Source organism: Pseudomonas sp. UF-293 (assembly GCF_058245595.1).
Genome location: NZ_JBSICA010000019.1, coordinates 49749 through 72930, shown reverse-complemented (window position 1 = coordinate 72930; position 23182 = coordinate 49749). Strand labels below are relative to the sequence as shown.

Genomic DNA, 23182 nt, shown 5'->3' with positions numbered 1-23182 from the left:
AACCTGTGGGAGCAAGCCTGCTCGCGAAGCTTTTGACTTTCAGAGCGCCAGCGGTGCGCGCTCGCAGAGCGTGGCCAGCGCCTTGGCCCATTGCGGGTCGTCATTGAGGCACGGCACCAGCACCAACTCCTCGCCCCCCGCTTCGCGGAACTGTTCCTTGCCGCGATCGCCAATCTCTTCCAACGTCTCGATGCAGTCAGCGACGAACGCCGGGCACATCACCAGAATCTTTTTCACTCCGCTTTTGGCCAGTTCATCCAGCCGCGCTTCGGTGTACGGCTCGATCCATTTCGCCCGGCCCAGGCGTGACTGAAACGACACCGACCATTTGCCGTCCGCCAGGCCCATGGTTTTGGCGAAGGCAGCGGCGGTGCGGAAACACTGCGCGCGATAACAGGTCGCCAATACCGCCGGCGAGGCGGTCTGGCAGCAATCGGCGCCCTTGAGGCAGTGATTGCCCGTCGGGTCGAGTTTGCTCAGATGGCGCTCCGGCAAGCCGTGAAAGCTCAGCAGCAGATGATCGTAATCCTGCTGCAGATGCGGACGCGCGCTGGCGACCAATGCTTCGATATATTCCGGCTGATCGTAGAACGGCTGCAGGATCGACAACTGCACGTCGAGCTTCTTCTCGCGCAGCACGCGCCGGGCTTCTTCGATCACCGTGGTCGTGGTGCTGTCGGCAAACTGCGGATACAGCGGCGCCAACGTGATTTTCTTGTGCCCGGCCTTCACCAGCCGCAGCAGACAGGTTTCGATCGACGGCTCGCCATAACGCATCGCCAGATCCACCGGGCCGTGTTTCCACGTGCGGGTCATCTGCTCTTGCAAGCGGCGGCTGAGCACCACCAGCGGCGAGCCTTCCTCCCACCAGATCGAGGCGTAAGCGTGCGCCGACTGCTCAGGGCGCTTGATCAGGATCAGTGACACCAGCAACCGCCGCAGCGGCCATGGCAGGTCGATCACATACGGGTCCATCAGAAACTGATTGAGGTAGCTGCGCACGTCGGCCACCGAGGTGGAGGCCGGAGAGCCCAGGTTGACCAGAAGCAAAGCGTGATCGGTCATGCAACGTCCTATTTCAGAGGCGGCTGGAGAGGTCATCCAGAGCCGCGCGTAAATCCGTAAAGCGGAAGCTGAACCCCGCATCCAGCAAGCGTGCCGGCGTCGCGCGCTGGCCGCCGAGCAATAACAGTGACAACTCGCCGAGCATGACTTTCAGCGCCAGGGTCGGCATCGGCATGAACGCCGGGCGGTGCAATACACTGCCCAGGGTCTTGGCAAATTCGCGGTTGCGCACAGGTTTTGGCGCGCAGGCATTATAAGGACCGCTGGCCTGATTACGGTGCAGAAGAAAATCAATCAGGGCGATTTGATCGTCGATGTGAATCCACGGCATCCACTGCCGACCATTGCCCAAAGGCCCGCCCAGCCCGAGCTTGAACGGCAGCAACAGCCGCGACAAAAAGCCGCCCTCGGCCGACAGCACCAGACCGGTTCGCACCAGCACCACACGGATGCCGAGATTTTCCGCGCGCAGTGCGGTTTCTTCCCAAGCGATGCACAACTGACTGGCGAAGTCGTCGATGCCGGGCGGCGATTGCTCTGTCAGCTCGCGCTCGCCACCGTCGCCGTACCAGCCGATCGCCGAGCCGGAAATCAGCAGTTCTGGTTTCTGCGCACGAGTTTCCAGCCACGCCAGCAGCGTTTCCGTCAGGGTGATGCGACTGCTCCACAGCAATGCCTTGCGTCGATGGGTCCAGGGGCGGTCGGCAATCGGCGCGCCAGCAAGATTGACGATCGCATCCAGAGGCTCTTCGCCGAGGTCCTCCAGACGGGCAATCCCGCGCACTTGCGCGCCGCAGATCTGCGCGACTTTTTCCGCGCGGCGACTCCACACCGTCAGGCGATGGCCCTGCTCCAGCCAATGCCGGCAGAGCTGACGTCCGATCAAACCAGTACCGCCGGTCAGCAATATGTGCATGACATCTTCCTCGCGTGGCGTTTAACCCGGATCACTAGTCTATTTTTATAGGCAGGGATCTTTTCTATCGGGCAGGCTCTATTGTTTAACAATAGGCCAAGCTGTCAGAACGAGAACGCTAGAAGTTATACCAAAAAACAGAATTGTACAGGTTTCATCGACGGCGTAGTCTGTACAGAAAGGTAAACGAGGCCCCTATGACTGTACCTATCGCAATCATCGGCACCGGCATCGCCGGGCTCTCCGCCGCCCAGGCTCTGACAGAGACCGGGCATACCGTTCAACTGTTCGATAAAAGCCGCGGCAGCGGCGGACGCATGTCGAGCAAGCGCAGCGACGCGGGCTCGCTGGATCTGGGCGCTCAATACTTCACTGCGCGCGATCGACGCTTCGTCACCGAGGTGCAGCGCTGGCAAAGCCAGGGCTGGGCCGCCGAGTGGACGCCGCAGCTGTACACCTTCCAGGGCGGCCAATTGAACATGTCGCCGGACGAGCAGACCCGCTGGGTCGGCACGCCGCGCATGAGCGCCATCACCCGTGGCCTGCTCGATGGTCTGGATGTGCAGTTCGCCTGCCGCATCACCGAGGTCTATCGCGGTGAAGAACACTGGCATCTGCAGGACGCCGACGGCGGCACCCACGGCCCTTTCAGCCACGTGGTGATCGCCACACCAGCACCGCAAGCCACCGCGTTGCTCGCCGCCGCGCCGAAACTTGCCGGCGTCGCTGCCGGGGTGAAAATGGAGCCGACCTGGGCCGTCGCTCTCGCCTTCGAAACCCCGCTGGATACGCCGATCGAAGGCTGCTTCGTGCAGGACAGCCCGCTCGACTGGCTGGCGCGCAACCGCAGCAAACCCGGGCGCGACAGCACTCTCGACACATGGGTGCTGCATGCAACCAGCGCCTGGAGCCGGCAACACATCGACCTGTCCAAGGAGGCGGTGATCGAGCATCTGCACGGTGCCTTTGCCGAACTGCTGCACAGCGCCATGCCTGCGCCAACCTTCAGCCTCGCCCACCGCTGGCTCTACGCCCGCCCCGCCACAGGCCATGAGTGGACCACACTGGCGGACGTCGATCTGGGCCTGTACGCCTGTGGCGACTGGTGCCTGTCGGGTCGCGTCGAAGGCGCCTGGCTCAGTGGTCAGGAGGCTGCACGTCGCTTGCACGAACACCTGCAATGAATCGCATCAATCCGCGCAAATTGCTGCTGTCGAAGTGGACAGCAGCCCACCCGCAAAATCGCGAAAAACATTTTCTGGTCACCGAACTGATCCGCGACGAGGAAGGTACGGTGCTGGAAGTTGAATTGCAGGCGGTGCTGACCCAGCGTAGCGAGCGACTGGATTGGCAGGTGCTCAAAGACAGCAAGCTCTGGTTACTTGGCTGGAAATAGATTTCCCTTGTGGTAGCGAGCCCACTCGCGAAAGCGCTGTATCAGATTCGAATTCGTCGACTGCCCCATCGTCTTCACAAGCAGGCTCGCTCCCACAGATTCAGCGCCGCACAAAAATCTTATACAAATCATTTGACTTGTACATCCATCGATCTATGCTGAGGAAAAGTTGTACAGAGATAACTCTCTGTACAGGTATAGATTCGAGGTGCTCATGTCTACTGCTTCCCTGTCCAAGCCGAAGATCGCCATCAGCGCCTGCCTGTTGGGCGAAGAAGTGCGCTACAACGGTGGGCACAAGGAATCGCGGCTGTGCAGCCGTACCCTCGCCGAATATTTCGATTTCGTCCCGTTGTGTCCGGAAGTCGCCATCGGCATGGGCATTCCCCGCGAACCGATCCGTCTGGTCGGCGACCCGGAGCAACCCGAGGCAGTCGGCACCGTCGACCGGACCATCAACGTCACCAAGCCGCTGGCCGAGTACGGCGAGAAAATGGCCGCTGAGCTGCAGGATCTTTCCGGTTACATTTTCATGCAGCAGTCGCCCTCCTGCGGATTGGAACGGGTCAAGGTCTATCACGCCAACGGCGCCCCGGTGAACGGTGGCGGACGCGGCATCTATGCGCAGGCATTCTGTGCACAACATCCGGATTTGCCGGTGGAAGAGGCCGGGCGCCTCAACGATCCGGTGCTGCGGGAGAACTTCATCACCCGCGTCCTGGCCTACAGCGCCTGGCAGCAAGTGCTCGCCGAGGGCCTGAGCCGCCGCGCCCTCACCGAATTCCATTCGCGCTACAAGTACCTGCTGATGGCGCACAACCCGCTGCAATACAAAAACCTCGGCAAGATGCTTGGCAACATGGCCGACAGCGATCCCGCCGAACTCGGCCCGCGCTATTTCAGCGAACTGATGGCCGCGCTGAAGAAATGCGCCACCCGCGGCACCCATTGCAACGTGCTGCTGCACCTCAGCGGATATTTGAAACAATCGCTGAGTGCCGAAGACAAACAGGAAATGCAGCAGGTCATCGGCCAGTATCGCCAGGGCATCGTGCCGCTGGTGGTGCCGTTGACGCTGCTCAAACATCACTTTCGACTCCATCCGGATCCGTACATCGCGCAGCAGGTTTATCTGCAGCCGCATCCGGAAAACCTCAGTCTGCGAAACGCGATCTAATGAACGATAAAACCGATAGCAGCGCCCAGGAAGACCTCGGCGCCGACTTCAAGAAAGCCCTCGACGAGGGCTGGTTGCCGATTCGCGAAGTCGCGCGGCAGACCGGCGTCAACGCCATCACCCTGCGTGCGTGGGAACGTCGCTACGGATTGGTGGTGCCGCAGCGCACACCGAAGGGCCATCGACTGTATAGCGCCGAACATGTGCAGCGGATCATGGCCATCCTCACATGGCTCAATCGCGGCGTTGCGGTCAGTCAGGTCAAGCCACTGCTTGACGCGCCGCAGGCCTTCACGGAAACCGTGGAGAACGACTGGCAGCGTCTGCGTCAGACCTTGCTTTCGGCGGTCACCGCGCTCAATGAGCGCACTCTGGATGACAGCGTCAATCAGGCCATCGCACTGTATCCGCCACGGACTCTGTGCGAGCAACTGCTGATGCCGCTGTTGGCCGAACTCGAACAGCGCTGGCAGGGCCAGTTTGGCGCGCAGATGGAGCGGACGTTTTTCTTCTCCTGGTTGCGCAGCAAATTCGGTGCACGCATCTACCATAACAACCGTCAGCTGCATTCGGCGCCGCTGCTGTTGATCAATCATTCCGACCTGCCGCTGGAGCCACATCTGTGGCTTTGCGCATGGCTGATCAGCAGTGCCGATTGCCCGGTGCAAGTGTTCGACTGGCCACTGCCGGCCGGTGAACTGGCGCTGACCGTCGAGCATCTGCAAGCCCGTGGCGTGCTGCTGTATTCGAGCAAAGCCATGCAACTGGTGCAGTTGCCCAAGCTGTTGGCGAACGTCAATTGCCCGACCTTGATTGCCGGCCCCACGGTGCACATCCACCACACCGAGCTGTCCGCACGCACCGCCCAGACTGCCGATCTGTTCCTGGCTGAAGATCCGCTTGCCGCACACCAGGCGCTGCTCGAGCGCGGATTGATTTGATGATGGGTTTAATCACATGCAACTGATCTGGCTGCGCAGCGACTTGCGCCAACATGACAACACTGCCCTCGCGGCCGCCGCAGCGCGCGGCCCGACCGTGGCCGTGTATCTGTTGAGTCCGCAGCAATGGCTGGAGCACGACGATGCGCCGTGCAAGGTGGATTTCTGGCTGCGCAACCTGCGCGAACTGAGCAAAAGCCTCGGCGCGCTGAACATCCCGTTGTTGATTCGCAGCGCGCCGCACTGGGATCAGGCGCCGGCAGAACTGCTCAAGCTCTGCCGGCACTTGAAGATCGAGGCGGTGCACGTCAACGAGGAATACGGCGTTCACGAAAGCCGCCGCGATGAAGCCGTCGCTCAAACGTTGCGGGACGAAGGTATCGAGTTTCACAGCTATCTGGATCAGTTGCTGTTCAAACCCGGCACGGTCTTGACCAAGAACGGTACCTACTTCCAGGTATTCAGTCAGTTCCGCAAGGTCTGCTACGACCGCCTGCATCGCTCGATGCCAGCACTGGTCAAAACACCGGGCAAGCAGGCTACGCTGGATATCGAAAGCGATGCCATTCCCGAAGCAGTCAAGGGCTTCGCCACACCGAGCGAGTCCCTGCGCGCCTTGTGGCCGGCCGGCGAGCAAGAGGCGCGGCGCCGCCTCGACACCTTCACCGATGCGCAGATCGACTACTACCGCAGCGAACGCGACTTCCCGGCCAAACCGGGCACCAGCCAATTGTCGGCGTACCTCGCCGCCGGGGTGATCTCGCCACGCCAGTGCCTGCACGCCGCGCTGCAAAGCAATCAGGGCGAATTCGAAAGCGGCAAGGTCGGCGCGGTCAACTGGATCAACGAGCTGCTGTGGCGCGAGTTCTACAAACACATTCTGGTCGGCTATCCACGCGTCTCCCGGCATCGCGCCTTCCGCCCGGAAACCGAGGCGCTGGCCTGGCGCGATGCGCCGGAAGAACTCAAGGCCTGGCAGGAGGCACGCACCGGACTGCCGATCATCGACGCGGCGATGCGTCAATTGCTCGAAACCGGCTGGATGCACAATCGCCTGCGCATGGTCGTGGCGATGTTCCTGACCAAAAACCTGCTGATCGACTGGCGCGAGGGCGAACGCTTTTTCATGCGCCACCTGATCGACGGCGATCTGGCGGCCAACAACGGTGGCTGGCAGTGGAGCTCATCGACCGGCACCGACTCTGCGCCCTACTTCCGCATTTTCAACCCGCTGAGCCAGTCGGAAAAATTCGACGCCGAAGGTGTGTTCATCAAGCACTGGTTGCCGGAACTGGCCGGGCTCAACAAGAAGGAAGTGCACAATCCGGCGGCCGCCGGAGGGCTGTTCGGCGTGGCGGATTATCCGGCGCCGATCGTCAACCTCAGCACCTCACGCGAGCGCGCGCTGACGGCGTTCAAGAACCTGCCGTCGCGCCAGCCAGTGGGCGGCAGCGATGAGTGAGTTCCTGCGCAGCTTCGCCCGCGAATTTTCCGGGTTGAACAAAGACAACCTGCATCGCCTCGGCGAGCTGTACAGCGACGATATTCATTTCACCGATCCGCTGCACGAAGTTCAGGGCCTGGCACAACTGCAGGATTACTTCAGTGAGCTGTACGCCAACGTCAGCGACCTGCGCTTCGACTTTCATGGTTTCGACCAGATTCGCGAAAGTGAAGGTTACCTGCGCTGGGTCATGAGTTATCGCCATCCGCGCCTGGCCAATGGCCGGGAAATCAGGGTCGGTGGCTGTTCGCACCTGCTCTGGCGCGACAAGGTTTATCGCCATCGGGATTATTTCGATGCCGGGGCGCTGCTGTATGAACACTTGCCAATATTGGGCCGGGTGATTGCCTGGCTGAAAAGGAGAATGGGATGAGTCGTACACCTCCACGGCGGTACTGGCTGACCGGGGCCAGCAGTGGCATCGGCGCAGCATTGTGTGAGGACATTCTGAAAAGCGGCGCGCATCTGGCGGTCAGCTCGCGCTCGGTGGCGCCGCTGAAAGTCTTGTCCCAGCGTTATCCGGGCCAGGTGCTGGTGGTGCCCGGCGATCTGACCAACAGTCAGACCGTGCGCGAAATCGGTGAGCAGATCGCCGAGGCCTGGGGGTCGCTGGACAGCGTGATTCTCAACGCCGGCACCTGTGAATATGTCGACGCGCGCCAGTTCGATTCGTCGATCATCGAGCACGTGGTGCGCACCAATCTGCTCGCCAGCAGCTATTGCATCGAAGCCGCACTGCCGCTGCTGCGCAAAGGCACGGCGCCGCATCTGGTCGGCATGGCCAGCTCAGTGACTTACCTGCCGCTGCCTCGCGCCGAAGCCTATGGCGCATCGAAGGCCGGACTGCGTTACCTGTTCGAATCGCTGCGCATCGATCTGGCGGATGAAGGCATTGAAGTCACCATCATCAGCCCGGGTTTTGTCGAAACGCCGCTGACCGAGAGGAACGATTTCCCGATGCCGCTGAGCTGGCCTGCGGATAAAGCGGCGCGGCACATCTTCGCCAAACTCAAGGACCGTCCGCTGGAAATTGCCTTCCCGGGGCTGTTCATGGCCGCGCTGTGGCCGCTGTCGAAACTGCCGGCCCGCGCGCAATTGGCGATCGGCAAACGCATGGTGCGCAAGAACCCACCGCAGCGGGACCCGATATGAAAATCGCCGTGATTGGCAGCGGTATCGCCGGGCTCACCTGCGCTTACCTGCTGAACCGCCGCCACGACATCACTGTGTTCGAAGCCAGTGATTGGGTCGGCGGCCATACCCACACCGTGCCGGTCAGCGTGGCTGGGCAATCGTTCGCCATCGACACCGGCTTCATCGTGTTCAACGACTGGACCTACCCGAATTTCATTCGCTTGCTCAACCAGCTTGGCGTGGCGTTCAAGCCGACTGAAATGAGCTTTTCGGTAACCGACCCGGACACTGGCGTCGAGTACAACGGCAACAACCTCAACAGCCTGTTCGCCCAGCGCAGCAATCTGTTGTCGCCGGGGTTCTGGGGCATGCTGCGCGACATTCTGCGCTTCAACAAAGAAGCCCAGCGCGACCTGATGGAACTGCGCATCGCCGCCGACACCACCCTCGACGATTACCTCAAGGCCGGCGGCTACGGCGAGCGTTTCATCCTGCATTACATCGTGCCGATGGGCGCGGCGATCTGGTCGATGCCGATGGCAGAAATGCTCAATTTCCCGCTGCAGTTCTTTCTGCGCTTCTTCAAGAATCATGGCCTGCTGTCGGTCAGTGATCGGCCGCAGTGGCAGGTCATCGAGGGCGGTTCCAGTGCCTACGTCGCACCGCTGACCGCTTCATTCAGCGACAGGATTCGTCTGAGCTGCCCGGTGAGCCGCGTCGAGCGCAATCAGCATGGCGTGGTTATCCACAGCCCGGCCGGCCTCGAACATTTCGACAAAGTGGTGTTCGCCTGTCACAGCGATCAGGCTCTGCAACTGCTGGCCAACCCGAGCGACACCGAGCGCTCGATTCTCGGTGCCCTGCTCTACGCCAACAACGATGTAGTACTGCACACCGACACGCGCCTGCTGCCAACGCGCAAACTGGCCTGGGCCAGCTGGAATTATCGCCTCGGCGGTGCCGGCCACACGCGCGCGGCGGTCACCTACAACATGAACATCCTGCAGGGCATCGAAAGCGACACCACGTTCTGCGTCAGCCTCAACCAGACTGCCGGCATCAGCCCCGATAAAGTGCTGGCCCGCTACACCTACGCCCACCCGCAATACACCCTCGCAGCAGCAGCCGCGCAAAACCGTTGGGGCGAACTCGATGGCGAGCAGCACACGCATTATTGCGGCGCCTACTGGGCCAACGGCTTTCACGAAGATGGCGTCGTCAGCGGCTTGCGCGTGGCCGCCGCGTTCGGTGAAACCCTGTGAACAGCGCTCTGTACAGCGGCGTCATCGGCCACCGACGTTTTGCGCCGCGCCGCCACGAATTCCGCTATCGCATCGGTTTGCTCTATCTCGACCTGAGCGAACAGGACGAAGTGCTGGCCCTGTCGCCAATGGCGGGCCGCAGCCGCTTTGCGCCGTTCTCGTTTCGCGAAACCGATTACCTGAAAGCCTTCACCGGCAAGGGCATGCGCCTGATCGACGCGGTGCGCCAGCAGGTCGGTGCAGCCATCGGTCATGAGCCACAAGGCGCGGTATGCCTGCTGACCCAACCGCGCAGTTGGGGCCTTTCGTTCAATCCGGTGAGTTTCTTCTATTGCCATGAAGCCGACGGGCAACTGGCGGCGATTGTTTGTGAAGTGACCAACACGCCGTGGCGCGAGCGTTATCACTATGTGCTGCCGGCGCAGACGCCGACCAGCCTGGTGGATTTTCATCAGCACTTTGCCGTGGCCAAGGCCTTTCACGTCTCGCCGTTCCTGCCCCGCGACCTCGAATACCGCATGAGCTTCAGCCCCGCTGCGCAAAGCCTTGGCGTGCACATGGCCGATTGGCAGGGCAGCGAGAAATTGTTCGACGCCACGCTCAATCTGCGCCGCGAACCGCTCGATCGTCGCAGCCTGCACCGCTACCTGCGGCGCTTTCCGTGGATGACCGCAAAAACCGCTTTGGCGATCTACTGGCAAGCGCTGCGACTGCTGCTCAAGCGCGCGCCGATTTTCGCCCATCAGGCTGCCGACGGCAGCTTTAAAACCGCCACTGTGCCTCCGAAGGAGCCGCACCATGAAATCCTCTAGCCTGCCGCTCGGTCGCTTCAGCACCAACGGTTTGACCGGCTCGCTGCTGCGCCGTGGCGTGTTACGCCAGTTGGCGCAACTCAAACACGGACAATTGATGGTCGTCGAGGATGGCGAACAAATGCTCTTCGGCACCCCGGGCAGTGCTCTGCTCGGCGAAGTCCATGTACTCGACCCGGCCCTGTGGGGCATGGTCGCCAGCAGCGGCTCGATCGGCGCTGGCGAAGCATTCATCCACGGCTATTGGAGTTCGCCGGACCTGACGGCTGTAGTGCGCGTGTTCGTCAGCAATCTCGATGTACTCGATGCCATGGAGGGCGGCCTGGCGCGTCTTGGCCGGCCCCTGGTGCAAGGCCTGCACTGGCTCAATCGCAACACGCGCAAGGGCTCGCAGAAAAACATCGCCGCGCACTACGACCTCGGCAATGAACTGTTCGAACAGTTTCTCGACCCGACCATGATGTATTCCGCCGCCCAGTTCCTTTCGCCGAGCGACACCCTGGAACAGGCGCAACTGAACAAACTCGAACGCATCTGCCAGAAACTTGCGCTCAAGCCCAGCGACCATCTGCTGGAAATCGGCACCGGTTGGGGCAGCATGGCCCTGTACGCAGCGCAGCATTACGGTTGCCGCGTGACCACCACGACCCTGTCGAAAGAGCAGTTCGCGTTCACCGCCAAGCGCATCGAACAACTCGGCCTGCAGGATCGCGTCACCTTGCTGCTCAAGGATTACCGCGACCTCAGCGGCGAGTACGACAAACTGGTGTCGATCGAGATGATCGAAGCGGTCGGCCATCGGTTCCTGCCGACCTACTTCAAACAATGCGCGCAGTTGCTCAAGAGCAACGGCCTGATGCTGCTCCAGGCAATCACCATTCGCGAGCAACGCTACGAACAGGCCAAGCGCAGCGTCGACTTTATCCAGCGCTACATCTTCCCCGGCGGCGCTCTGCCCTCGGTGCACAAGATGCTTGATGTGGTCAGCCGCGAGACCGACATGAACCTGCTGCACATGGAAGATTTCGGCCTGCATTACGCCAGGACATTGCGCCTGTGGCACGAGAATTTTCGCCTCGCCCATGCTCGCCTGAGCGAACTGGGCTACGACGATTATTTCCTGCGATTGTGGGAGTTTTATCTGTGCTACTGCGAGGGCGGATTCCTCGAACGCACCATCGGCACCGCGCAATTGCTGCTGGCCAAACCGGCGGCGATGACCGCGCCGCTGCTCGGTCGCTTCGATGCGTGAGCGAATCGCCAATGCCGTGCTGTTTCAGCTCGGCTGGCTGGCCTGCGTGCTCGGCGGCAACAGTTTGTGGCTGTTGCTGACGCTGGCGGCACTGGTGATTCATCTGCGCTGGATCAGCAGTTGGGCGGCAGAAGGTCGTTTGATTCTGTGCGTGGTGATTGTCGGCACGGCGGTGGACAGCGTCTTGCGTTACCTCGGCGTGTTCCGCTTTGAAGACGCCTCGCCGCTGATTCCGTTGTGGCTGATGCTGCTGTGGGCGCTGCTCGCCACCACGTTGCGCCATTGCCTGGAGTGGAGCGCGCGGCCATGGTGGCTGGCCAGCGGACTGGGCGCGGTGGGTGGCGCACTGTCGTACTACGGTGGCGGACGCCTGGCCGGCGTGCAATTCCCTTACGGCGAATTTTCGACGCTGATCGTCATCGGGCTGCTCTGGGCAGGGCTGTTCCCGCTGTTGCACTTGATGGCGCGGCGTCTGGCGCCGTGAGCGTCCGTCAGCGCTTTCACACCCACAGCGATCACTGCCTTACACTGCCGCCATGAAAACCATTCCTCACACACAAATCGCCGAACCGGCGGTCACCTGCTCGACCTGCGCGGCGTGCTGCTGCCAGCTCGAAGTGATGCTGATCACCGACACTGGCGTGCCTGATCGCTTTATCGATACCGATGAATGGGGCGGTGAAGTGATGCTGCGTCTGGACGACGGCTGGTGCGCGGCGCTGGATCGCGACAGCATGATGTGCACGATCTATGAACGACGCCCGCTGATTTGCCGCGAATTTGAAATGGGCGCGCCGGAGTGCATCGAAGAGCGCCGGGGTATTGCGACAGCCTACCGCTGATTTCTTTGACAACGCAGAAACAACTGTGGGAGCGAGCCTGCTCGCGAAGGCGGTGTGTCAGCCACCATTTGAATTGACTGACACTCAGCTTTCGCGAGCAGGCTCGCTCCCACGTTGGTTGCGCGTAGCGGCGTGTTACAGCGGCATTGTGTAATGCAGCGCGTAGCTTTCTACACCATCGTTGTCGCTGGACAGGCCGGCGTTGGAGTAGTGCGTGGCGCGGATGCCGACTTCGTGGCCACCGTTGAAGCGCAGGCCGACACCGATGCGGTCTTCGAACTGGAAGGAACCGCCCAGCTTGTTGCTTTCGTATTCGGTGTTGGAGAAGAACGCCGCGCCGATACCCGCTTCTACGTATGGCTTGACCGACTGACCGGCAAACTCGTAAACGAATACAGGCGAGAACGACAGGCTGTTGTTGCTGGAAGTCTTGTCACCTTCCCAGTACGTGTAGGCGCCGCTCCAGTAGCCGGTCAGGCGACCGACGTCGCTCTGCAGCCAGCTCTTGTCCCAGTCGAAATTCATGCCCAGGCGATACGTCATTGTCGAATCGCTGGTACCGCCGACGGCGAATTCAACGCCAGCGGCTTGTGCAGAAATGCTTTGCCCCATCAGTGCGGCCGCAATCGCGGCCAAGCAGAATAGTCGCTTCACTTTGAAACTTCCTTTTCCGGAACGATCGTTTGGTTTTTAGTTGCTGCTGTCGCTATAGAAATCCGCGCTTGGTCAGAAGTTCAGCGTTTTTTCAGTTATTTCACATTTTTTTTACAAGTCGAAGTTTTGCACATTCGACGCAGTTTGGCCCAGCAACGGTAGGATTTTTCTGAGGGATTGTGGATCGGCGCTAGTCCAGAACTTCACCGGCGCGCTTGGTCCGTTTGACAGAATATCGCGCTCGGCAAGCAGCCTTTGCAGCTGCCGGGCCACGGCAGCTCCGGTATCGATCAGGCTGATATCGTCGGCGATCATCGACCTTAGCAGTGGCTTGAGAAAAGGGTAATGGGTGCATCCGAGGATGATCGTATCGCAGCCATGGGCCACTAGAGGCGTGACGTAACCCTGCAATAAAGTACGCAACTGTGCGCTGCGCAGATCACCCTTTTCGATCAACTCGACCAGCCCCGGACAGGGCTGAGTGATGACTTTTACATCGGCCGCGAAACGATCGAGCAACGCGGCGAACTTCGCGCTCTGCAAAGTGCCGGTCGTGGCCAGAACGCCAACCACGCCGCTTCGTGTGGCCGCTGCGGCCGGTTTGACCGCCGGCTCCATGCCGACAATCGGCCAGTGCGGGAAATCACGACGCAGGTCGGCGACACCTGCCACGGTCGCAGTGTTGCAGGCCAGCACCAAAGCCTTGGCGCCCTGCTCGCGGAAAAAACCGGCTATCACGCTGCAACGCTGACGGATGAATTCCGGGGTTTTTTCGCCGTAAGGAATGTTCCCGCAATCGGCGACATAAAGCAGCGATTCGTTGGGCAGCAAGCGCTGGATTTCGCCGAGGACCGACAAGCCGCCGACCCCGGAATCGAACACGCCGATCGGCGCTTCACGCATGGCGGGCGCCACAGACGCTGCAGCCCGGATCGCGCTTGACGCGAAGCTCACGGAATCGCGAGCCCAAGGCGTCGATCAACAACAGTCGCCCCACCAATGGTTCACCAAAGCCGACAAGCACCTTCAACGCTTCCAGCGCCTGCAAACTGCCAACCAGACCGACCAGTGGCCCGACCACGCCGGCCTCGCTGCAGGTCAGTTCGGCTTCGCTGCCGTGACCGTACAGGCAGTGATAGCAAGGGCTGTCGGCACGCCGTGGATCGAACACCGACAACTGCCCTTCCAGACGAATCGCCGCGCCACTGACCAGTGGCTTGCGCGCAGCGACGCACGCAGCGTTGACCGCCTCACGGGTAGAAAAATTATCGGAACAGTCAAGCACCAGATCCACACTCTCCACCGCTGCGGCGAGAGAATCCTCGTCCAGCGCCTGGCGATGGGCGATCAGTTGAATCTCGGGATTGATCGCGCCAAGACGCTTGAGCGCCGAATCGACCTTGGACATGCCGACGCTGTCGGTGTCGTGAATGATCTGCCGTTGCAGGTTGGTCAGGTCGACCGTGTCGAAATCCGCCAGATGCAATTCGCCGACGCCCGCCGCCGCCAGATATAACGCCACCGGCGCGCCGAGGCCGCCGAGGCCGACGATCAGCACGCGGCTGGCCTTGAGCTTCAGTTGCCCGTCGATGTCGATGTGTTGCAGCAGAATCTGCCGGCTGTAGCGCAGCAATTCCTGATCATTCAGCACGGCAGGCGCCCCAGACTGATGCGTTGATGGCCGCCCAGGTCGGTGCGGCTGTGGACTTCCTCAAAGCCGCGAGTGAGCAGCAGATCACGCACGGCTTCGGCCTGATCATAGCCGTGTTCGAGCATCAGCCAGCCACCAGCCTCCAAATGCTCCGGAGCCTGCGCAACAATCAGGCGCAAATCGTCCAGACCATCTTCCCCAGCGACCAGCGCACTGGCCGGTTCGAAGCGTACATCGCCCTCGACCAGATGCGGATCGGCGGCGGCAATGTACGGCGGGTTGCTGATGATCAGATGGAAGCGCTGGCCTTCAAGGGCGCTGAACCAATGGCTGCTCAGCACCGTAGCGTTGTTCAGGTGCAGACGCTGGCGATTGCGTTCGGCCAGGGCCACGGCTTCGAGCACGCGATCGACGGCGGTGACTTTCCACGCCGGGCGCTCGCTGGCCAGAGCCAAGGCAATCGCGCCACTGCCGGTGCCCAAGTCGAGAACTTTGGCCGGCGTTGCCGGTAGCAGCTCAAGGGCGGCCTCTACCAAAAGTTCTGTATCGGGACGCGGGATCAGCGTGTGCGGCGCAACTTCCAGATCGAGTTTCCAGAAGCCCTGCTGGCCGAGAATGTAGGCCACCGGCTCACCGCTGCGTCGCCGTTGCAGATATTCGGCAAAGGTCAGCGCAGCCTCGCTCGGCACGATGCGCTCGGGCCATGTGTGCAGGAAGCTGCGCGACTTGCCCAGTGCGGCGGCGAGGAGCAGTTCCGCGTCCAGACGCGCTGTCGGCGAGTCCGGCAGCTCGGCGGCGCGCAACAGGCTGGCGATGATGGTCATTTATTCACCTATCGCTGCGAGTTGGTCTGCCTGATATTCGGCCAGCAACGGCTCGATCACGGCTTCGACGCCACCGGCGAGAATCTCATCCAGCGAATACAGGGTGAGGTTGACGCGATGGTCGGTGACCCGGCCCTGGGCGTAGTTGTAGGTGCGGATGCGCTCGGAACGATCACCGGAGCCGACCAGCAACTTGCGCTCACTGGCAATCGCGTTGGCTGCCGCTGCGTTTTGCTGATCGTTGAGTTTGGCCGACAGCCACGCCATCGCCCGGGCGCGGTTCTTGTGCTGGGAACGTTCTTCCTGGCATTCGACGACAGTGCCGGTCGGGATGTGGGTAATGCGGATCGCCGAGTCGGTGGTGTTGACGTGCTGGCCACCAGCGCCGGAGGAACGGTAAGTATCGACGCGCAGATCCGCCGGGTTGATCTCGATGGCTTCGCGCTCGTCCGGCTCGGGCAACACCGCCACGGTGCAGGCCGACGTGTGGATCCGGCCCTGGGATTCGGTGGCGGGTACACGCTGTACGCGGTGCGCCCCGGACTCGAATTTGAGCTTGCCGTAGACGTTGTCGCCTTCGATCCGGGCGATGACTTCTTTATAGCCACCGTGTTCGCCTTCGTTCTCCGAGAGGATCTCGACACGCCAGCCACGACGCTCGGCGTAACGCGAGTACATGCGGAACAGATCACCGGAGAAGATCGCCGCCTCGTCGCCACCGGTGCCGGCGCGAATTTCGAGGAAGACGTTGCGCCCGTCATTCGGATCCTTGGGCAGCAACATGCGCTGCAGATCGGATTCGAGGGTGACCAGCAACTCCCTGGCTTCGCGAACCTCTTCCACGGCCATTTCGCGCATGTCCGGGTCGTTGTCCTTGAGCAGCGCCTGCGCGCCTTCAAGATCGTTTTGTACGCCGAGCAGCTTTTTATAGGCGGCCACTACCGGCTCGAGTTCGGCGTACTCCTTGGAATAGGCGCGGAATTTGGCCTGATCGGCAATGACTTCACCGTCGCCGAGCAGCGCGGTCAGTTCCTCGAAACGGTCCTGGAGAATGTCCAGCTTGTTGAGCAGTGACGCTTTCATTGCGGTTTTTTATCCGAAAAACTATCCGGTGAGCCCTCAAGGGCAAAGAGTTCCTGGGCCATGGCCAGCGCATCGAGGCGGCCTTCGGCAGACAGCTTTTTCAACTGCACGCTGGGCGCATGCAAGAGTTTGTTGGTCAGGCCACGGGCCAGTTGCCCGAGCACGTCTTCGGCGTTGCCGCCATTGGCCAGCAGACGCAGAGCCTTTTGCAATTCTTCGTCACGCAGGCGTTCGCTCTGTTGACGATAGGCCTTGAGCACATCGACCGCCGCCAGTTCGCGCAGGCGCACCATGAAATCGTCGGCGCCGACCGAGACCATCTCCTCCGCCGCTTGTGCAGCGCCCTGACGGCTCTTGAGGTTCTCGGCGACCACTTCGTGGAGATCGTCGACGCTATAAAGATAAACGTCGTCCAACTCGCCGACTTCTGGCTCGATATCTCGCGGTACGGCAATGTCGACCATGAAGATCGGCTTGTGCTTGCGCAGCTTCAGTGCACTTTCCACCGCGCCCTTGCCAAGAATCGGCAACTGGCTGGCGGTCGAACTGATGACGATGTCGCTGCGCACCAGCTCCGCCGGAATGTCCGAGAGCAGCACCGCGTGGGCGCCGAACTGTTCGGCCAGTTGACTGGCGCGCTCCAGCGTACGGTTGGCAACGACGATGCGCTTGACCCCAAGCTCATGCAAATGGCGCGCGACCAGAGTGATGGTCTCACCCGCGCCGATCAGCAGCGCCTGGCTGCGTTGCAGATCACTGAAAATCTGTTTGGCCAGGCTGACCGCGGCAAACGCCACCGACACCGGGTTCTCGCCAATCGCAGTATCGGTACGCACCTGCTTGGCGGCATTGAACGTTGCCTGGAACAACCGCCCCAGCAACGGGCCGATGGTGCCGGCCTCGCGGGCCACGGCGTAGGCCGATTTCATCTGACCCAGGATCTGTGGTTCGCCCAGCACCAGCGAGTCGAGCCCGGAGGCGACGCGCATCATGTGACGAACGGCCGCATCGTCTTCATGCACATAGGCACTGGCCCGCAGCTCGTCCAGGCTCAGATGGTGATAATCGGCCAGCCAGCGCAGCACGACATCGGCCGACAGCTGATCCTGTTCTATATAAAGCTCACTGCGATTGCAGGTGGAGAGGATCGCGGCTTCGCGGCTGTCGGTCAGTCGGCAGAGCTGCTGCAAGGCCTCCACCAGCTGCTCAGGGGTAAAGGCCACGCGCTCGCGGACGTCTACTGAAGCAGTCTTGTGGTTAATACCGAGTGCAAGGAAGGCCATTCAAGGTCGCTGGTGGTGACGTGAAGCCGGCAATTGTCCTACTTCGAAAGATTCAGAACAACTACCGCTGACTATTGTCCCAATTGTCAGCCCCTATAATGGCCACAATTGAGTCTCGGTTATGTTTGGCCGAAGGCTTGTGTCATGATGATCCGACCGCAGGTTAGTCGTCCTCTTCCTATATGAATAGATCTTCCGCGTTGCTCCTCGCTTTTGTCTTCCTCAGCGGCTGCCAGGCCATGGCGCCCGTTGCGCCGGACGGCACCCCGCCGGCCGAAGACACCACGCCCGCGCCTGAAAAGCCCAAGGTTTACAGCTCCTTCAGCGAGGAAACCGTGTTCAGCCTGCTGAGCGCCGAACTCGCCGGCCAGCGCAATCGCTTCGACATTGCCCTGGATAACTACGTGACCCAGGCGATCAACACCCAGGATCCGGGCGTCTCCGAGCGTGCTTTTCGCATCGCCGAGTATCTGGGCGCCGATCAACCGGCCCTCGACACCGCGCTGATCTGGGCCCGCAATGCTCCGGACGATCTCGAAGCGCAACGCGCCGCCGCCGTGCAACTGGCCCGCGCCGGGCGCTACGACGACTCCATGGTCTACATGGAGAAGGTCCTGCAGGGCAAGGGCGATACCCATTTCGATTTCCTCGCGCTGTCGGCCGCCGACACCGATCAGGAAACCCGCAACGGTCTGATGAAAAGCTTCGACCGTTTGCTTGAGCGCCACCCGAACAACAATCAGCTGATTTTCGGCAAGGCCCTGCTGTTGCAGCAGGACGGCGACAATCAAGGTGCGCTGACTCTGCTTGAAGACAATCCGCCGGAAGATGGCGAGATCGCTCCGATCCTGCTGCGCGCGCGCCTGCTTCAGTTGCTCAACCGTGGCGACGAAGCACTGCCGCTGCTGCAGAAAAACATCAAGAAGTACCCGGAAGACAAACGCCTGCGCCTGACTTACGCGCGCATGCTGGTCGAGCAGGACCGCATGGACGACGCCAAGGCCGAGTTCTCCACACTGGTTCAGCAATACCCCGAAGATGACGAACTTCGTTACTCATTGGCGCTGGTGTGCCTGGAAGCCAAGGCGTGGGATGAAGCCAAGGGTTATCTGGAAGACCTGATCGCCCGCGAAAGCCATGTCGATTCGGCGCACCTGAACCTCGGCCGGATTGCCGAAGAACGCAACGACCCGCAAGGCGCGCTCATCGAGTACGCACAGGTCGGCCCGGGCAATGACTATCTGCCGGCACAGCTGCGTCAGGCCGATATCCTGATGAGCAATGGCAAGACCGCCGAAGCGCAGAGCAAACTGGCGGCCGAGCGCGACGAGCAGCCCGATTACGCGATTCAGCTGTACCTGATCGAATCGGAAAGCCTGTCGGCCAACAAACAGGACGACAAGGCCTGGAAAGTTCTGCAACAAGCGTTGCAGAAATATCCGGACGATCTCAATCTGCTTTACACCCGCGCCATGCTCGCGGAGAAGCGCAATGACCTGGCGCAGATGGAAAAAGACCTGCGTCTGATCATCAAGCGCGATCCGGACAATGCCATGGCGCTGAATGCGCTGGGCTACACCCTGTCCGACCGCACTACCCGTTACGCCGAAGCGAAAACCCTGATCGAGCAGGCTCACCAGATCAATCCGGAAGACCCGGCAGTTCTCGACAGCCTAGGCTGGGTGAACTATCGCCTGGGCAATCTGGACGACGCGGAGAAGTACCTGCGCCAGGCGCTCGAGCGTTTCCCTGACCACGAAGTCGCCGCGCACCTTGGCGAAGTCCTCTGGGCCAAGGGCAATCAACGCGAAGCCAAACAAGTGTGGGGCAAGTTCCTCAAGGATCAGCCCGACAGCACCATTCTGCGCAGCACCATCAAGCGCCTGACCGGATCCGAGACTCTTTAACCCATGTTTTTGCGCCACGTTATTGTTTTCAGCTTCATCGCCCTGCTCGCCGGTTGCTCGGGTTTCGGCACTCGCGAATCGGTCGAGGGCCACGGCAGCCCGGCTCAATGGGCAGCGAACAAACAGCAACTGACCGGCCTCGACGGCTGGCAGATCGACGGCAAGATCGGCATCCGCGCACCGAAAGATTCAGGCAGCGGCACGCTGTTCTGGCTGCAGCGCCAGGACTACTACGACATTCGTCTGTCCGGCCCGCTGGGTCGTGGCGCGGCACGCCTGACCGGGCGCCCGGGCAAGGTGTCGCTGGAAGTCGCCAACCAGGGCCGCTACGAATCGCAATCTCCCGAAGCGCTGCTCGAAGAACAGCTCGGCTGGAAATTGCCGGTATCCAATCTGGCCTGGTGGGTTCGCGGCCTGCCGGCTCCGGAAAGCAAAAGTCGCTTAAACCTCGACGCCGACAGCCGTCTGGCCAGCCTTGAGCAGGACGGCTGGAAAGTCGAATACACCGCCTACACCGAACAGAATGGTTACTGGCTGCCCGAGCGCATCAAGCTGCACGGCACCGACCTTGACGTGACACTGGTAATCAAAACCTGGCAACCGCGCAAGTTGGGGCAATAACGCATGACCGCCGCACGCCTGACCCTGCCCTCGCCGGCCAAACTCAACTTGATGCTGCACATTCTTGGTCGCCGTGAAGACGGTTATCACGAATTGCAGACGCTGTTTCAGTTCCTCGATTACGGCGATGAAATCACTTTCGCCGTGCGCGATGACGGCGCCATCCAGTTGCACACCGAATTCGCCGGCGTGCCTCACGACAGCAACCTGATCGTGCGCGCAGCGAAGATGTTGCAGCAACAATCCGGCTGCTCGCTCGGTATCGACATCTGGATCGACAAAGTGCTGCCCATGGGCGGCGGCATCGGTGGCGGCAGTTCGAATGCGGCCACGACTTTGCTCGGGCTCAACCATTTGTGGCAACTGGGCTGGGATGAAGATCGTCTGGCGGAACTGGGCTTGTCACTCGGTGCCGACGTACCGGTGTTCGTCCGTGGCCATGCGGCGTTTGCCGAGGGCGTCGGCGAGAAATTGACCCCGGTCGAACCCGAAGAACCGTGGTATCTGGTGCTCGTGCCGCAAGTCGCTGTTAGTACGGCAGAAATTTTTTCCGATCCTTTGTTGACACGTAACACACCGCCCATTAAAGTGCGCCCCGTTCCCGAGGGAAACAGTCGAAATGACTGCTTGCCGGTGGTAGCAAGGCGTTATCCAGAGGTACGTAACGCATTGGATTTGTTAGGTAAATTTACCGAAGCAAAGCTCACCGGAACTGGAAGTTGTGTGTTTGGGGGCTTCCCAAGCAAAGCTGAAGCTGATAAAGTCTCGGCCCTTCTGACAGAGACCCTTACAGGGTTTGTAGCGAAAGGAAGCAACGTTTCGATGTTGCATCGCAAGCTGCAGAGTCTGCTCTAAAGGAATCAAGTGCCCGGCACTTGAAAGCAACAGATACAGGGGCGTCGCCAAGCGGTAAGGCAGCAGGTTTTGATCCTGCCATGCGTTGGTTCGAATCCAGCCGCCCCTGCCATTTTCTCTACTCATCCAGGTTACCCTCAGCCTCTAGGTACTGCGCGTGTCCAAGATGATGGTCTTTACGGGGAATGCCAACCCCGATCTGGCTCGGCGTGTCGTACGTCAGCTGCATATCCCTCTCGGTGACATCTCTGTCGGCAAGTTTTCCGACGGCGAAATCACAGCCGAGATCAATGAAAACGTTCGCGGTAAAGACGTCTTCATTATTCAGCCGACTTGCGCTCCGACCAACGATAACCTGATGGAACTGGTAGTGATGGCTGATGCCTTCCGCCGCTCCTCAGCTACTCGTATCACTGCTGTTATTCCTTATTTTGGTTATGCCCGTCAGGATCGCCGTCCGCGTTCCGCACGTGTGGCTATCAGCGCGAAAGTCGTCGCTGACATGCTTACCGTAGTCGGCATCGACCGTGTTCTCACGGTTGATCTGCATGCTGACCAGATTCAGGGCTTCTTCGATATTCCGGTAGATAACATCTACGGCTCCCCGGTTCTGGTGGATGACATTGAAGATCAGCGCTTCGAAAACCTGATGATCGTGTCCCCGGACATTGGTGGCGTCGTGCGTGCACGGGCTGTTGCCAAGTCGCTGGGCGTCGATCTCGGGATCATCGACAAACGCCGTGAGAAAGCCAATCACTCTGAAGTGATGCATATCATCGGTGATGTCGAAGGGCGTACCTGTATTCTCGTCGATGACATGGTCGATACCGCCGGCACCCTGTGCCATGCGGCCAAGGCCCTGAAAGAGCATGGCGCAGCCAAGGTCTTTGCCTACTGCACACACCCTGTGCTGTCGGGCCGGGCCATCGAGAATATCGAAAATTCCGTGCTGGACGAGCTGGTGGTCACTAACACCATCCCGCTGTCCGCTGCAGCACAAGCCTGTGCACGTATCCGTCAACTGGATATCGCACCGGTTGTTGCCGAAGCGGTTCGCCGCATCAGCAATGAAGAATCGATCAGCGCGATGTTCCGTTAAGGGCCCTGCCCTTCGCGAAATGTCTCGTTGACGAAAAGCGCCCCGCCCCGGCATTCCTGTCGGGGCGGGGCTTTTTTGCCCATACCGTGTTCGGCGCTGGTCGCAAACGCCACTCGGTCATGGCTATTTTGGAGATACAAAATGAACGATTTTACTCTGAATGCTGAAGTGCGTTCCGACCTGGGGAAAGGTGCGAGCCGCCGCCTGCGTCGTCTCGCCGCTCTGGTTCCAGCTGTTGTTTACGGTGGCGAAAAAGCCCCTGAATCCATCAGCATGCTGGCCAAAGAAGTTGCCAAACTGCTCGAAAACGATGCTGCCTACAGCCACGTTATCGAACTGAACGTTGGCGGCAAAAAGCAGAACGTCATCATCAAAGCTCTGCAACGTCACCCGTCCAAGGGTCACGTTATGCACGCTGACTTCGTACGCGTCGTAGCCGGCCAGAAACTGACCGCTATCGTGCCTGTGCACTTTGTTGGTGAAGAAGCTCCGATCAAGAAAGGCGGCGAGATCTCGCACGTCCTGAACGAAATCGAAGTAACTTGCCTGCCGAAAGATCTGCCTGAGTTCATCGAAGTCGACCTGTCGGCTCTGGAAATCGGCGCAATCGTTCACCTGTCCGACCTCAAAGCCCCTAAAGGCGTTGAGTTCGTTGCACTGGCTCACGGTGACGACAAAGCTGTTGCAAACGTACACGCTCCACGCGTTGCTCCAGAAGCTGAAGAAGGCGCAGCAGAGTAATTCACTCTGCCATGCCGGAGTGAGCAAGTAACATCGCGGACTGGAACGTAGCGAGAAAGCGGGCGAGAACGCGGAGTTTACATCCATGGTAAATGAGCATTTTTCGTCCACTTTCGCCGCTTTCCCCGATCGCGGCGATGTTATCCACCACTCCAAGGAAGGG

At 60.5% G+C, this 23182-nt stretch carries 25 protein-coding genes and 1 tRNA gene; 18 read left to right on the top strand and 8 right to left on the bottom strand.

Translation table 11 applies throughout. From position 1 onward, the window contains the following. Positions 1-39: 39 nt before the first annotated feature. On the bottom strand, positions 40-1065 hold the full coding sequence (gene hemH, locus AC4IHP_RS19320; protein ID WP_490832481.1) for a ferrochelatase: 1026 nt from the start codon (positions 1063-1065) through the stop codon (positions 40-42). 13 nt (positions 1066-1078) lie between these two features. After that, positions 1079-1981 carry a TIGR01777 family oxidoreductase gene (locus AC4IHP_RS19315; protein ID WP_490832480.1) on the bottom strand — a complete coding sequence of 301 codons (903 nt, stop codon included), beginning with the start codon at positions 1979-1981 and terminating at the stop codon, positions 1079-1081. Positions 1982-2178: 197 nt separating this feature from the next. On the opposite strand from AC4IHP_RS19315, the gene AC4IHP_RS19310 reads away from it, so the two are divergent. From AC4IHP_RS19310 to AC4IHP_RS19255, 12 genes are all read left to right on the top strand, one after another. Then, the gene (locus tag AC4IHP_RS19310; RefSeq protein WP_460121405.1) at positions 2179-3165 is read left to right on the top strand and encodes an NAD(P)/FAD-dependent oxidoreductase; all 987 of its coding nucleotides are present in this window, start codon (positions 2179-2181) and stop codon (positions 3163-3165) included. Continuing rightward, complete coding sequence (locus tag AC4IHP_RS19305; RefSeq protein WP_016773224.1) at positions 3162-3377, top strand: TIGR02450 family Trp-rich protein; 216 nt, start codon at positions 3162-3164, stop codon at positions 3375-3377. The genes AC4IHP_RS19310 and AC4IHP_RS19305 overlap by 4 nt, the downstream gene beginning before the upstream one ends. 214 nt (positions 3378-3591) lie before the next feature. Continuing rightward, positions 3592-4554, top strand: a complete 963-nt coding sequence (locus AC4IHP_RS19300) for a YbgA family protein (protein ID WP_460121407.1) — start codon at positions 3592-3594, stop codon at positions 4552-4554. After that, complete coding sequence (locus AC4IHP_RS19295; protein ID WP_490832479.1) at positions 4554-5495, top strand: MerR family transcriptional regulator; 942 nt, start codon at positions 4554-4556, stop codon at positions 5493-5495. Before AC4IHP_RS19300 ends, AC4IHP_RS19295 begins: the two co-directional genes overlap by 1 nt. A gap of 16 nt (positions 5496-5511) precedes the next feature. After that, a complete protein-coding gene (phrB, locus tag AC4IHP_RS19290; RefSeq protein WP_490832478.1) occupies positions 5512-6957 on the top strand; it encodes a deoxyribodipyrimidine photo-lyase in 1446 nt (481 codons plus the stop codon). Next, positions 6950-7372: a nuclear transport factor 2 family protein gene (locus AC4IHP_RS19285; RefSeq protein ID WP_490832477.1), complete on the top strand. Its 423-nt coding sequence runs from the start codon at positions 6950-6952 to the stop codon at positions 7370-7372. The genes phrB and AC4IHP_RS19285 overlap by 8 nt, the downstream gene beginning before the upstream one ends. Continuing rightward, positions 7369-8151: an SDR family NAD(P)-dependent oxidoreductase gene (locus AC4IHP_RS19280; protein ID WP_460121415.1), complete on the top strand. Its 783-nt coding sequence runs from the start codon at positions 7369-7371 to the stop codon at positions 8149-8151. The genes AC4IHP_RS19285 and AC4IHP_RS19280 overlap by 4 nt, the downstream gene beginning before the upstream one ends. Then, positions 8148-9395, top strand: a complete 1248-nt coding sequence (locus AC4IHP_RS19275; RefSeq protein WP_490832476.1) for an NAD(P)/FAD-dependent oxidoreductase — start codon at positions 8148-8150, stop codon at positions 9393-9395. The genes AC4IHP_RS19280 and AC4IHP_RS19275 overlap by 4 nt, the downstream gene beginning before the upstream one ends. Continuing rightward, positions 9392-10207: a DUF1365 domain-containing protein gene (locus tag AC4IHP_RS19270; RefSeq protein WP_460121419.1), complete on the top strand. Its 816-nt coding sequence runs from the start codon at positions 9392-9394 to the stop codon at positions 10205-10207. Before AC4IHP_RS19275 ends, AC4IHP_RS19270 begins: the two co-directional genes overlap by 4 nt. After that, positions 10194-11459, top strand: coding sequence for a class I SAM-dependent methyltransferase (locus AC4IHP_RS19265; protein WP_490832475.1), 1266 nt, complete (start codon positions 10194-10196; stop codon positions 11457-11459). The genes AC4IHP_RS19270 and AC4IHP_RS19265 overlap by 14 nt, the downstream gene beginning before the upstream one ends. Then, the gene (locus AC4IHP_RS19260; RefSeq protein WP_490832474.1) at positions 11452-11943 is read left to right on the top strand and encodes a DUF2878 domain-containing protein; all 492 of its coding nucleotides are present in this window, start codon (positions 11452-11454) and stop codon (positions 11941-11943) included. Before AC4IHP_RS19265 ends, AC4IHP_RS19260 begins: the two co-directional genes overlap by 8 nt. A 52-nt stretch (positions 11944-11995) precedes the next feature. Beyond that, positions 11996-12301 carry a YkgJ family cysteine cluster protein gene (locus AC4IHP_RS19255; protein ID WP_024014290.1) on the top strand — a complete coding sequence of 102 codons (306 nt, stop codon included), beginning with the start codon at positions 11996-11998 and terminating at the stop codon, positions 12299-12301. Positions 12302-12436: 135 nt separating this feature from the next. Here AC4IHP_RS19255 and AC4IHP_RS19250 read toward each other — a convergent pair whose 3' ends face one another. From AC4IHP_RS19250 to hemA, 6 genes are all read right to left on the bottom strand, one after another. Continuing rightward, complete coding sequence (locus AC4IHP_RS19250; RefSeq protein ID WP_122507863.1) at positions 12437-12955, bottom strand: acyloxyacyl hydrolase; 519 nt, start codon at positions 12953-12955, stop codon at positions 12437-12439. 111 nt (positions 12956-13066) lie between these two features. Then, a complete protein-coding gene (gene murI / locus AC4IHP_RS19245; RefSeq protein WP_460121425.1) occupies positions 13067-13858 on the bottom strand; it encodes a glutamate racemase in 792 nt (263 codons plus the stop codon). Continuing rightward, positions 13851-14606 (bottom strand): molybdopterin-synthase adenylyltransferase MoeB, encoded by a 756-nt coding sequence (locus AC4IHP_RS19240; protein ID WP_490832473.1) that lies wholly within the window; start codon positions 14604-14606, stop codon positions 13851-13853. Before AC4IHP_RS19240 ends, murI begins: the two co-directional genes overlap by 8 nt. After that, positions 14600-15430: a peptide chain release factor N(5)-glutamine methyltransferase gene (gene prmC / locus AC4IHP_RS19235; RefSeq protein WP_460121429.1), complete on the bottom strand. Its 831-nt coding sequence runs from the start codon at positions 15428-15430 to the stop codon at positions 14600-14602. The genes AC4IHP_RS19240 and prmC overlap by 7 nt, the downstream gene beginning before the upstream one ends. Next, a complete protein-coding gene (gene prfA / locus AC4IHP_RS19230) occupies positions 15431-16513 on the bottom strand; it encodes a peptide chain release factor 1 (protein WP_122699516.1) in 1083 nt (360 codons plus the stop codon). Beyond that, the gene (gene hemA / locus AC4IHP_RS19225; RefSeq protein WP_016773209.1) at positions 16510-17796 is read right to left on the bottom strand and encodes a glutamyl-tRNA reductase; all 1287 of its coding nucleotides are present in this window, start codon (positions 17794-17796) and stop codon (positions 16510-16512) included. The genes prfA and hemA overlap by 4 nt, the downstream gene beginning before the upstream one ends. Positions 17797-17978: 182 nt before the next feature. Here hemA and AC4IHP_RS19220 point away from each other — a divergent pair, with 182 nt between their 5' ends. The 6 genes from AC4IHP_RS19220 (at position 17979) to AC4IHP_RS19195 (ending at position 23019) form a co-directional block, all read left to right on the top strand. Next, complete coding sequence (locus tag AC4IHP_RS19220; RefSeq protein WP_490832472.1) at positions 17979-19703, top strand: tetratricopeptide repeat protein; 1725 nt, start codon at positions 17979-17981, stop codon at positions 19701-19703. A 3-nt stretch (positions 19704-19706) separates the two neighbouring features. Further along, complete coding sequence (gene lolB, locus AC4IHP_RS19215; RefSeq protein WP_042609700.1) at positions 19707-20324, top strand: lipoprotein insertase outer membrane protein LolB; 618 nt, start codon at positions 19707-19709, stop codon at positions 20322-20324. A 3-nt stretch (positions 20325-20327) separates the two neighbouring features. Beyond that, a complete protein-coding gene (ispE, locus tag AC4IHP_RS19210) occupies positions 20328-21179 on the top strand; it encodes a 4-(cytidine 5'-diphospho)-2-C-methyl-D-erythritol kinase (protein WP_490832471.1) in 852 nt (283 codons plus the stop codon). A gap of 37 nt (positions 21180-21216) precedes the next feature. Then, positions 21217-21291, top strand: a tRNA-Gln gene (locus tag AC4IHP_RS19205). Positions 21292-21336: 45 nt separating this feature from the next. Further along, positions 21337-22278 carry a ribose-phosphate pyrophosphokinase gene (locus tag AC4IHP_RS19200; protein WP_003171603.1) on the top strand — a complete coding sequence of 314 codons (942 nt, stop codon included), beginning with the start codon at positions 21337-21339 and terminating at the stop codon, positions 22276-22278. Positions 22279-22419: 141 nt separating this feature from the next. Further along, a complete protein-coding gene (locus AC4IHP_RS19195; protein WP_310868415.1) occupies positions 22420-23019 on the top strand; it encodes a 50S ribosomal protein L25/general stress protein Ctc in 600 nt (199 codons plus the stop codon). The last annotated feature ends 163 nt before the right edge of the window (positions 23020-23182 follow it).

What these genes read in the sequence shown, in the direction of transcription:
- hemH (WP_490832481.1), bottom strand. Translation starts at nt 1,065, where the DNA reads ATGACCGATCACGCTTTGCTTCTGGTCAACCTGGGCTCTCCGGCCTCC.
- AC4IHP_RS19315 (WP_490832480.1), bottom strand. Translation starts at nt 1,981, where the DNA reads ATGCACATATTGCTGACCGGCGGTACTGGTTTGATCGGACGTCAGCTC.
- AC4IHP_RS19310 (WP_460121405.1), top strand. Translation starts at nt 2,179, where the DNA reads ATGACTGTACCTATCGCAATCATCGGCACCGGCATCGCCGGGCTCTCC.
- AC4IHP_RS19305 (WP_016773224.1), top strand. Translation starts at nt 3,162, where the DNA reads ATGAATCGCATCAATCCGCGCAAATTGCTGCTGTCGAAGTGGACAGCA.
- AC4IHP_RS19300 (WP_460121407.1), top strand. Translation starts at nt 3,592, where the DNA reads ATGTCTACTGCTTCCCTGTCCAAGCCGAAGATCGCCATCAGCGCCTGC.
- AC4IHP_RS19295 (WP_490832479.1), top strand. Translation starts at nt 4,554, where the DNA reads ATGAACGATAAAACCGATAGCAGCGCCCAGGAAGACCTCGGCGCCGAC.
- phrB (WP_490832478.1), top strand. Translation starts at nt 5,512, where the DNA reads ATGCAACTGATCTGGCTGCGCAGCGACTTGCGCCAACATGACAACACT.
- AC4IHP_RS19285 (WP_490832477.1), top strand. Translation starts at nt 6,950, where the DNA reads ATGAGTGAGTTCCTGCGCAGCTTCGCCCGCGAATTTTCCGGGTTGAAC.
- AC4IHP_RS19280 (WP_460121415.1), top strand. Translation starts at nt 7,369, where the DNA reads ATGAGTCGTACACCTCCACGGCGGTACTGGCTGACCGGGGCCAGCAGT.
- AC4IHP_RS19275 (WP_490832476.1), top strand. Translation starts at nt 8,148, where the DNA reads ATGAAAATCGCCGTGATTGGCAGCGGTATCGCCGGGCTCACCTGCGCT.
- AC4IHP_RS19265 (WP_490832475.1), top strand. Translation starts at nt 10,194, where the DNA reads ATGAAATCCTCTAGCCTGCCGCTCGGTCGCTTCAGCACCAACGGTTTG.
- AC4IHP_RS19260 (WP_490832474.1), top strand. Translation starts at nt 11,452, where the DNA reads ATGCGTGAGCGAATCGCCAATGCCGTGCTGTTTCAGCTCGGCTGGCTG.
- AC4IHP_RS19255 (WP_024014290.1), top strand. Translation starts at nt 11,996, where the DNA reads ATGAAAACCATTCCTCACACACAAATCGCCGAACCGGCGGTCACCTGC.
- murI (WP_460121425.1), bottom strand. Translation starts at nt 13,858, where the DNA reads ATGCGTGAAGCGCCGATCGGCGTGTTCGATTCCGGGGTCGGCGGCTTG.
- prmC (WP_460121429.1), bottom strand. Translation starts at nt 15,430, where the DNA reads ATGACCATCATCGCCAGCCTGTTGCGCGCCGCCGAGCTGCCGGACTCG.
- prfA (WP_122699516.1), bottom strand. Translation starts at nt 16,513, where the DNA reads ATGAAAGCGTCACTGCTCAACAAGCTGGACATTCTCCAGGACCGTTTC.
- hemA (WP_016773209.1), bottom strand. Translation starts at nt 17,796, where the DNA reads ATGGCCTTCCTTGCACTCGGTATTAACCACAAGACTGCTTCAGTAGAC.
- AC4IHP_RS19220 (WP_490832472.1), top strand. Translation starts at nt 17,979, where the DNA reads ATGAATAGATCTTCCGCGTTGCTCCTCGCTTTTGTCTTCCTCAGCGGC.
- lolB (WP_042609700.1), top strand. Translation starts at nt 19,707, where the DNA reads ATGTTTTTGCGCCACGTTATTGTTTTCAGCTTCATCGCCCTGCTCGCC.
- ispE (WP_490832471.1), top strand. Translation starts at nt 20,328, where the DNA reads ATGACCGCCGCACGCCTGACCCTGCCCTCGCCGGCCAAACTCAACTTG.
- AC4IHP_RS19195 (WP_310868415.1), top strand. Translation starts at nt 22,420, where the DNA reads ATGAACGATTTTACTCTGAATGCTGAAGTGCGTTCCGACCTGGGGAAA.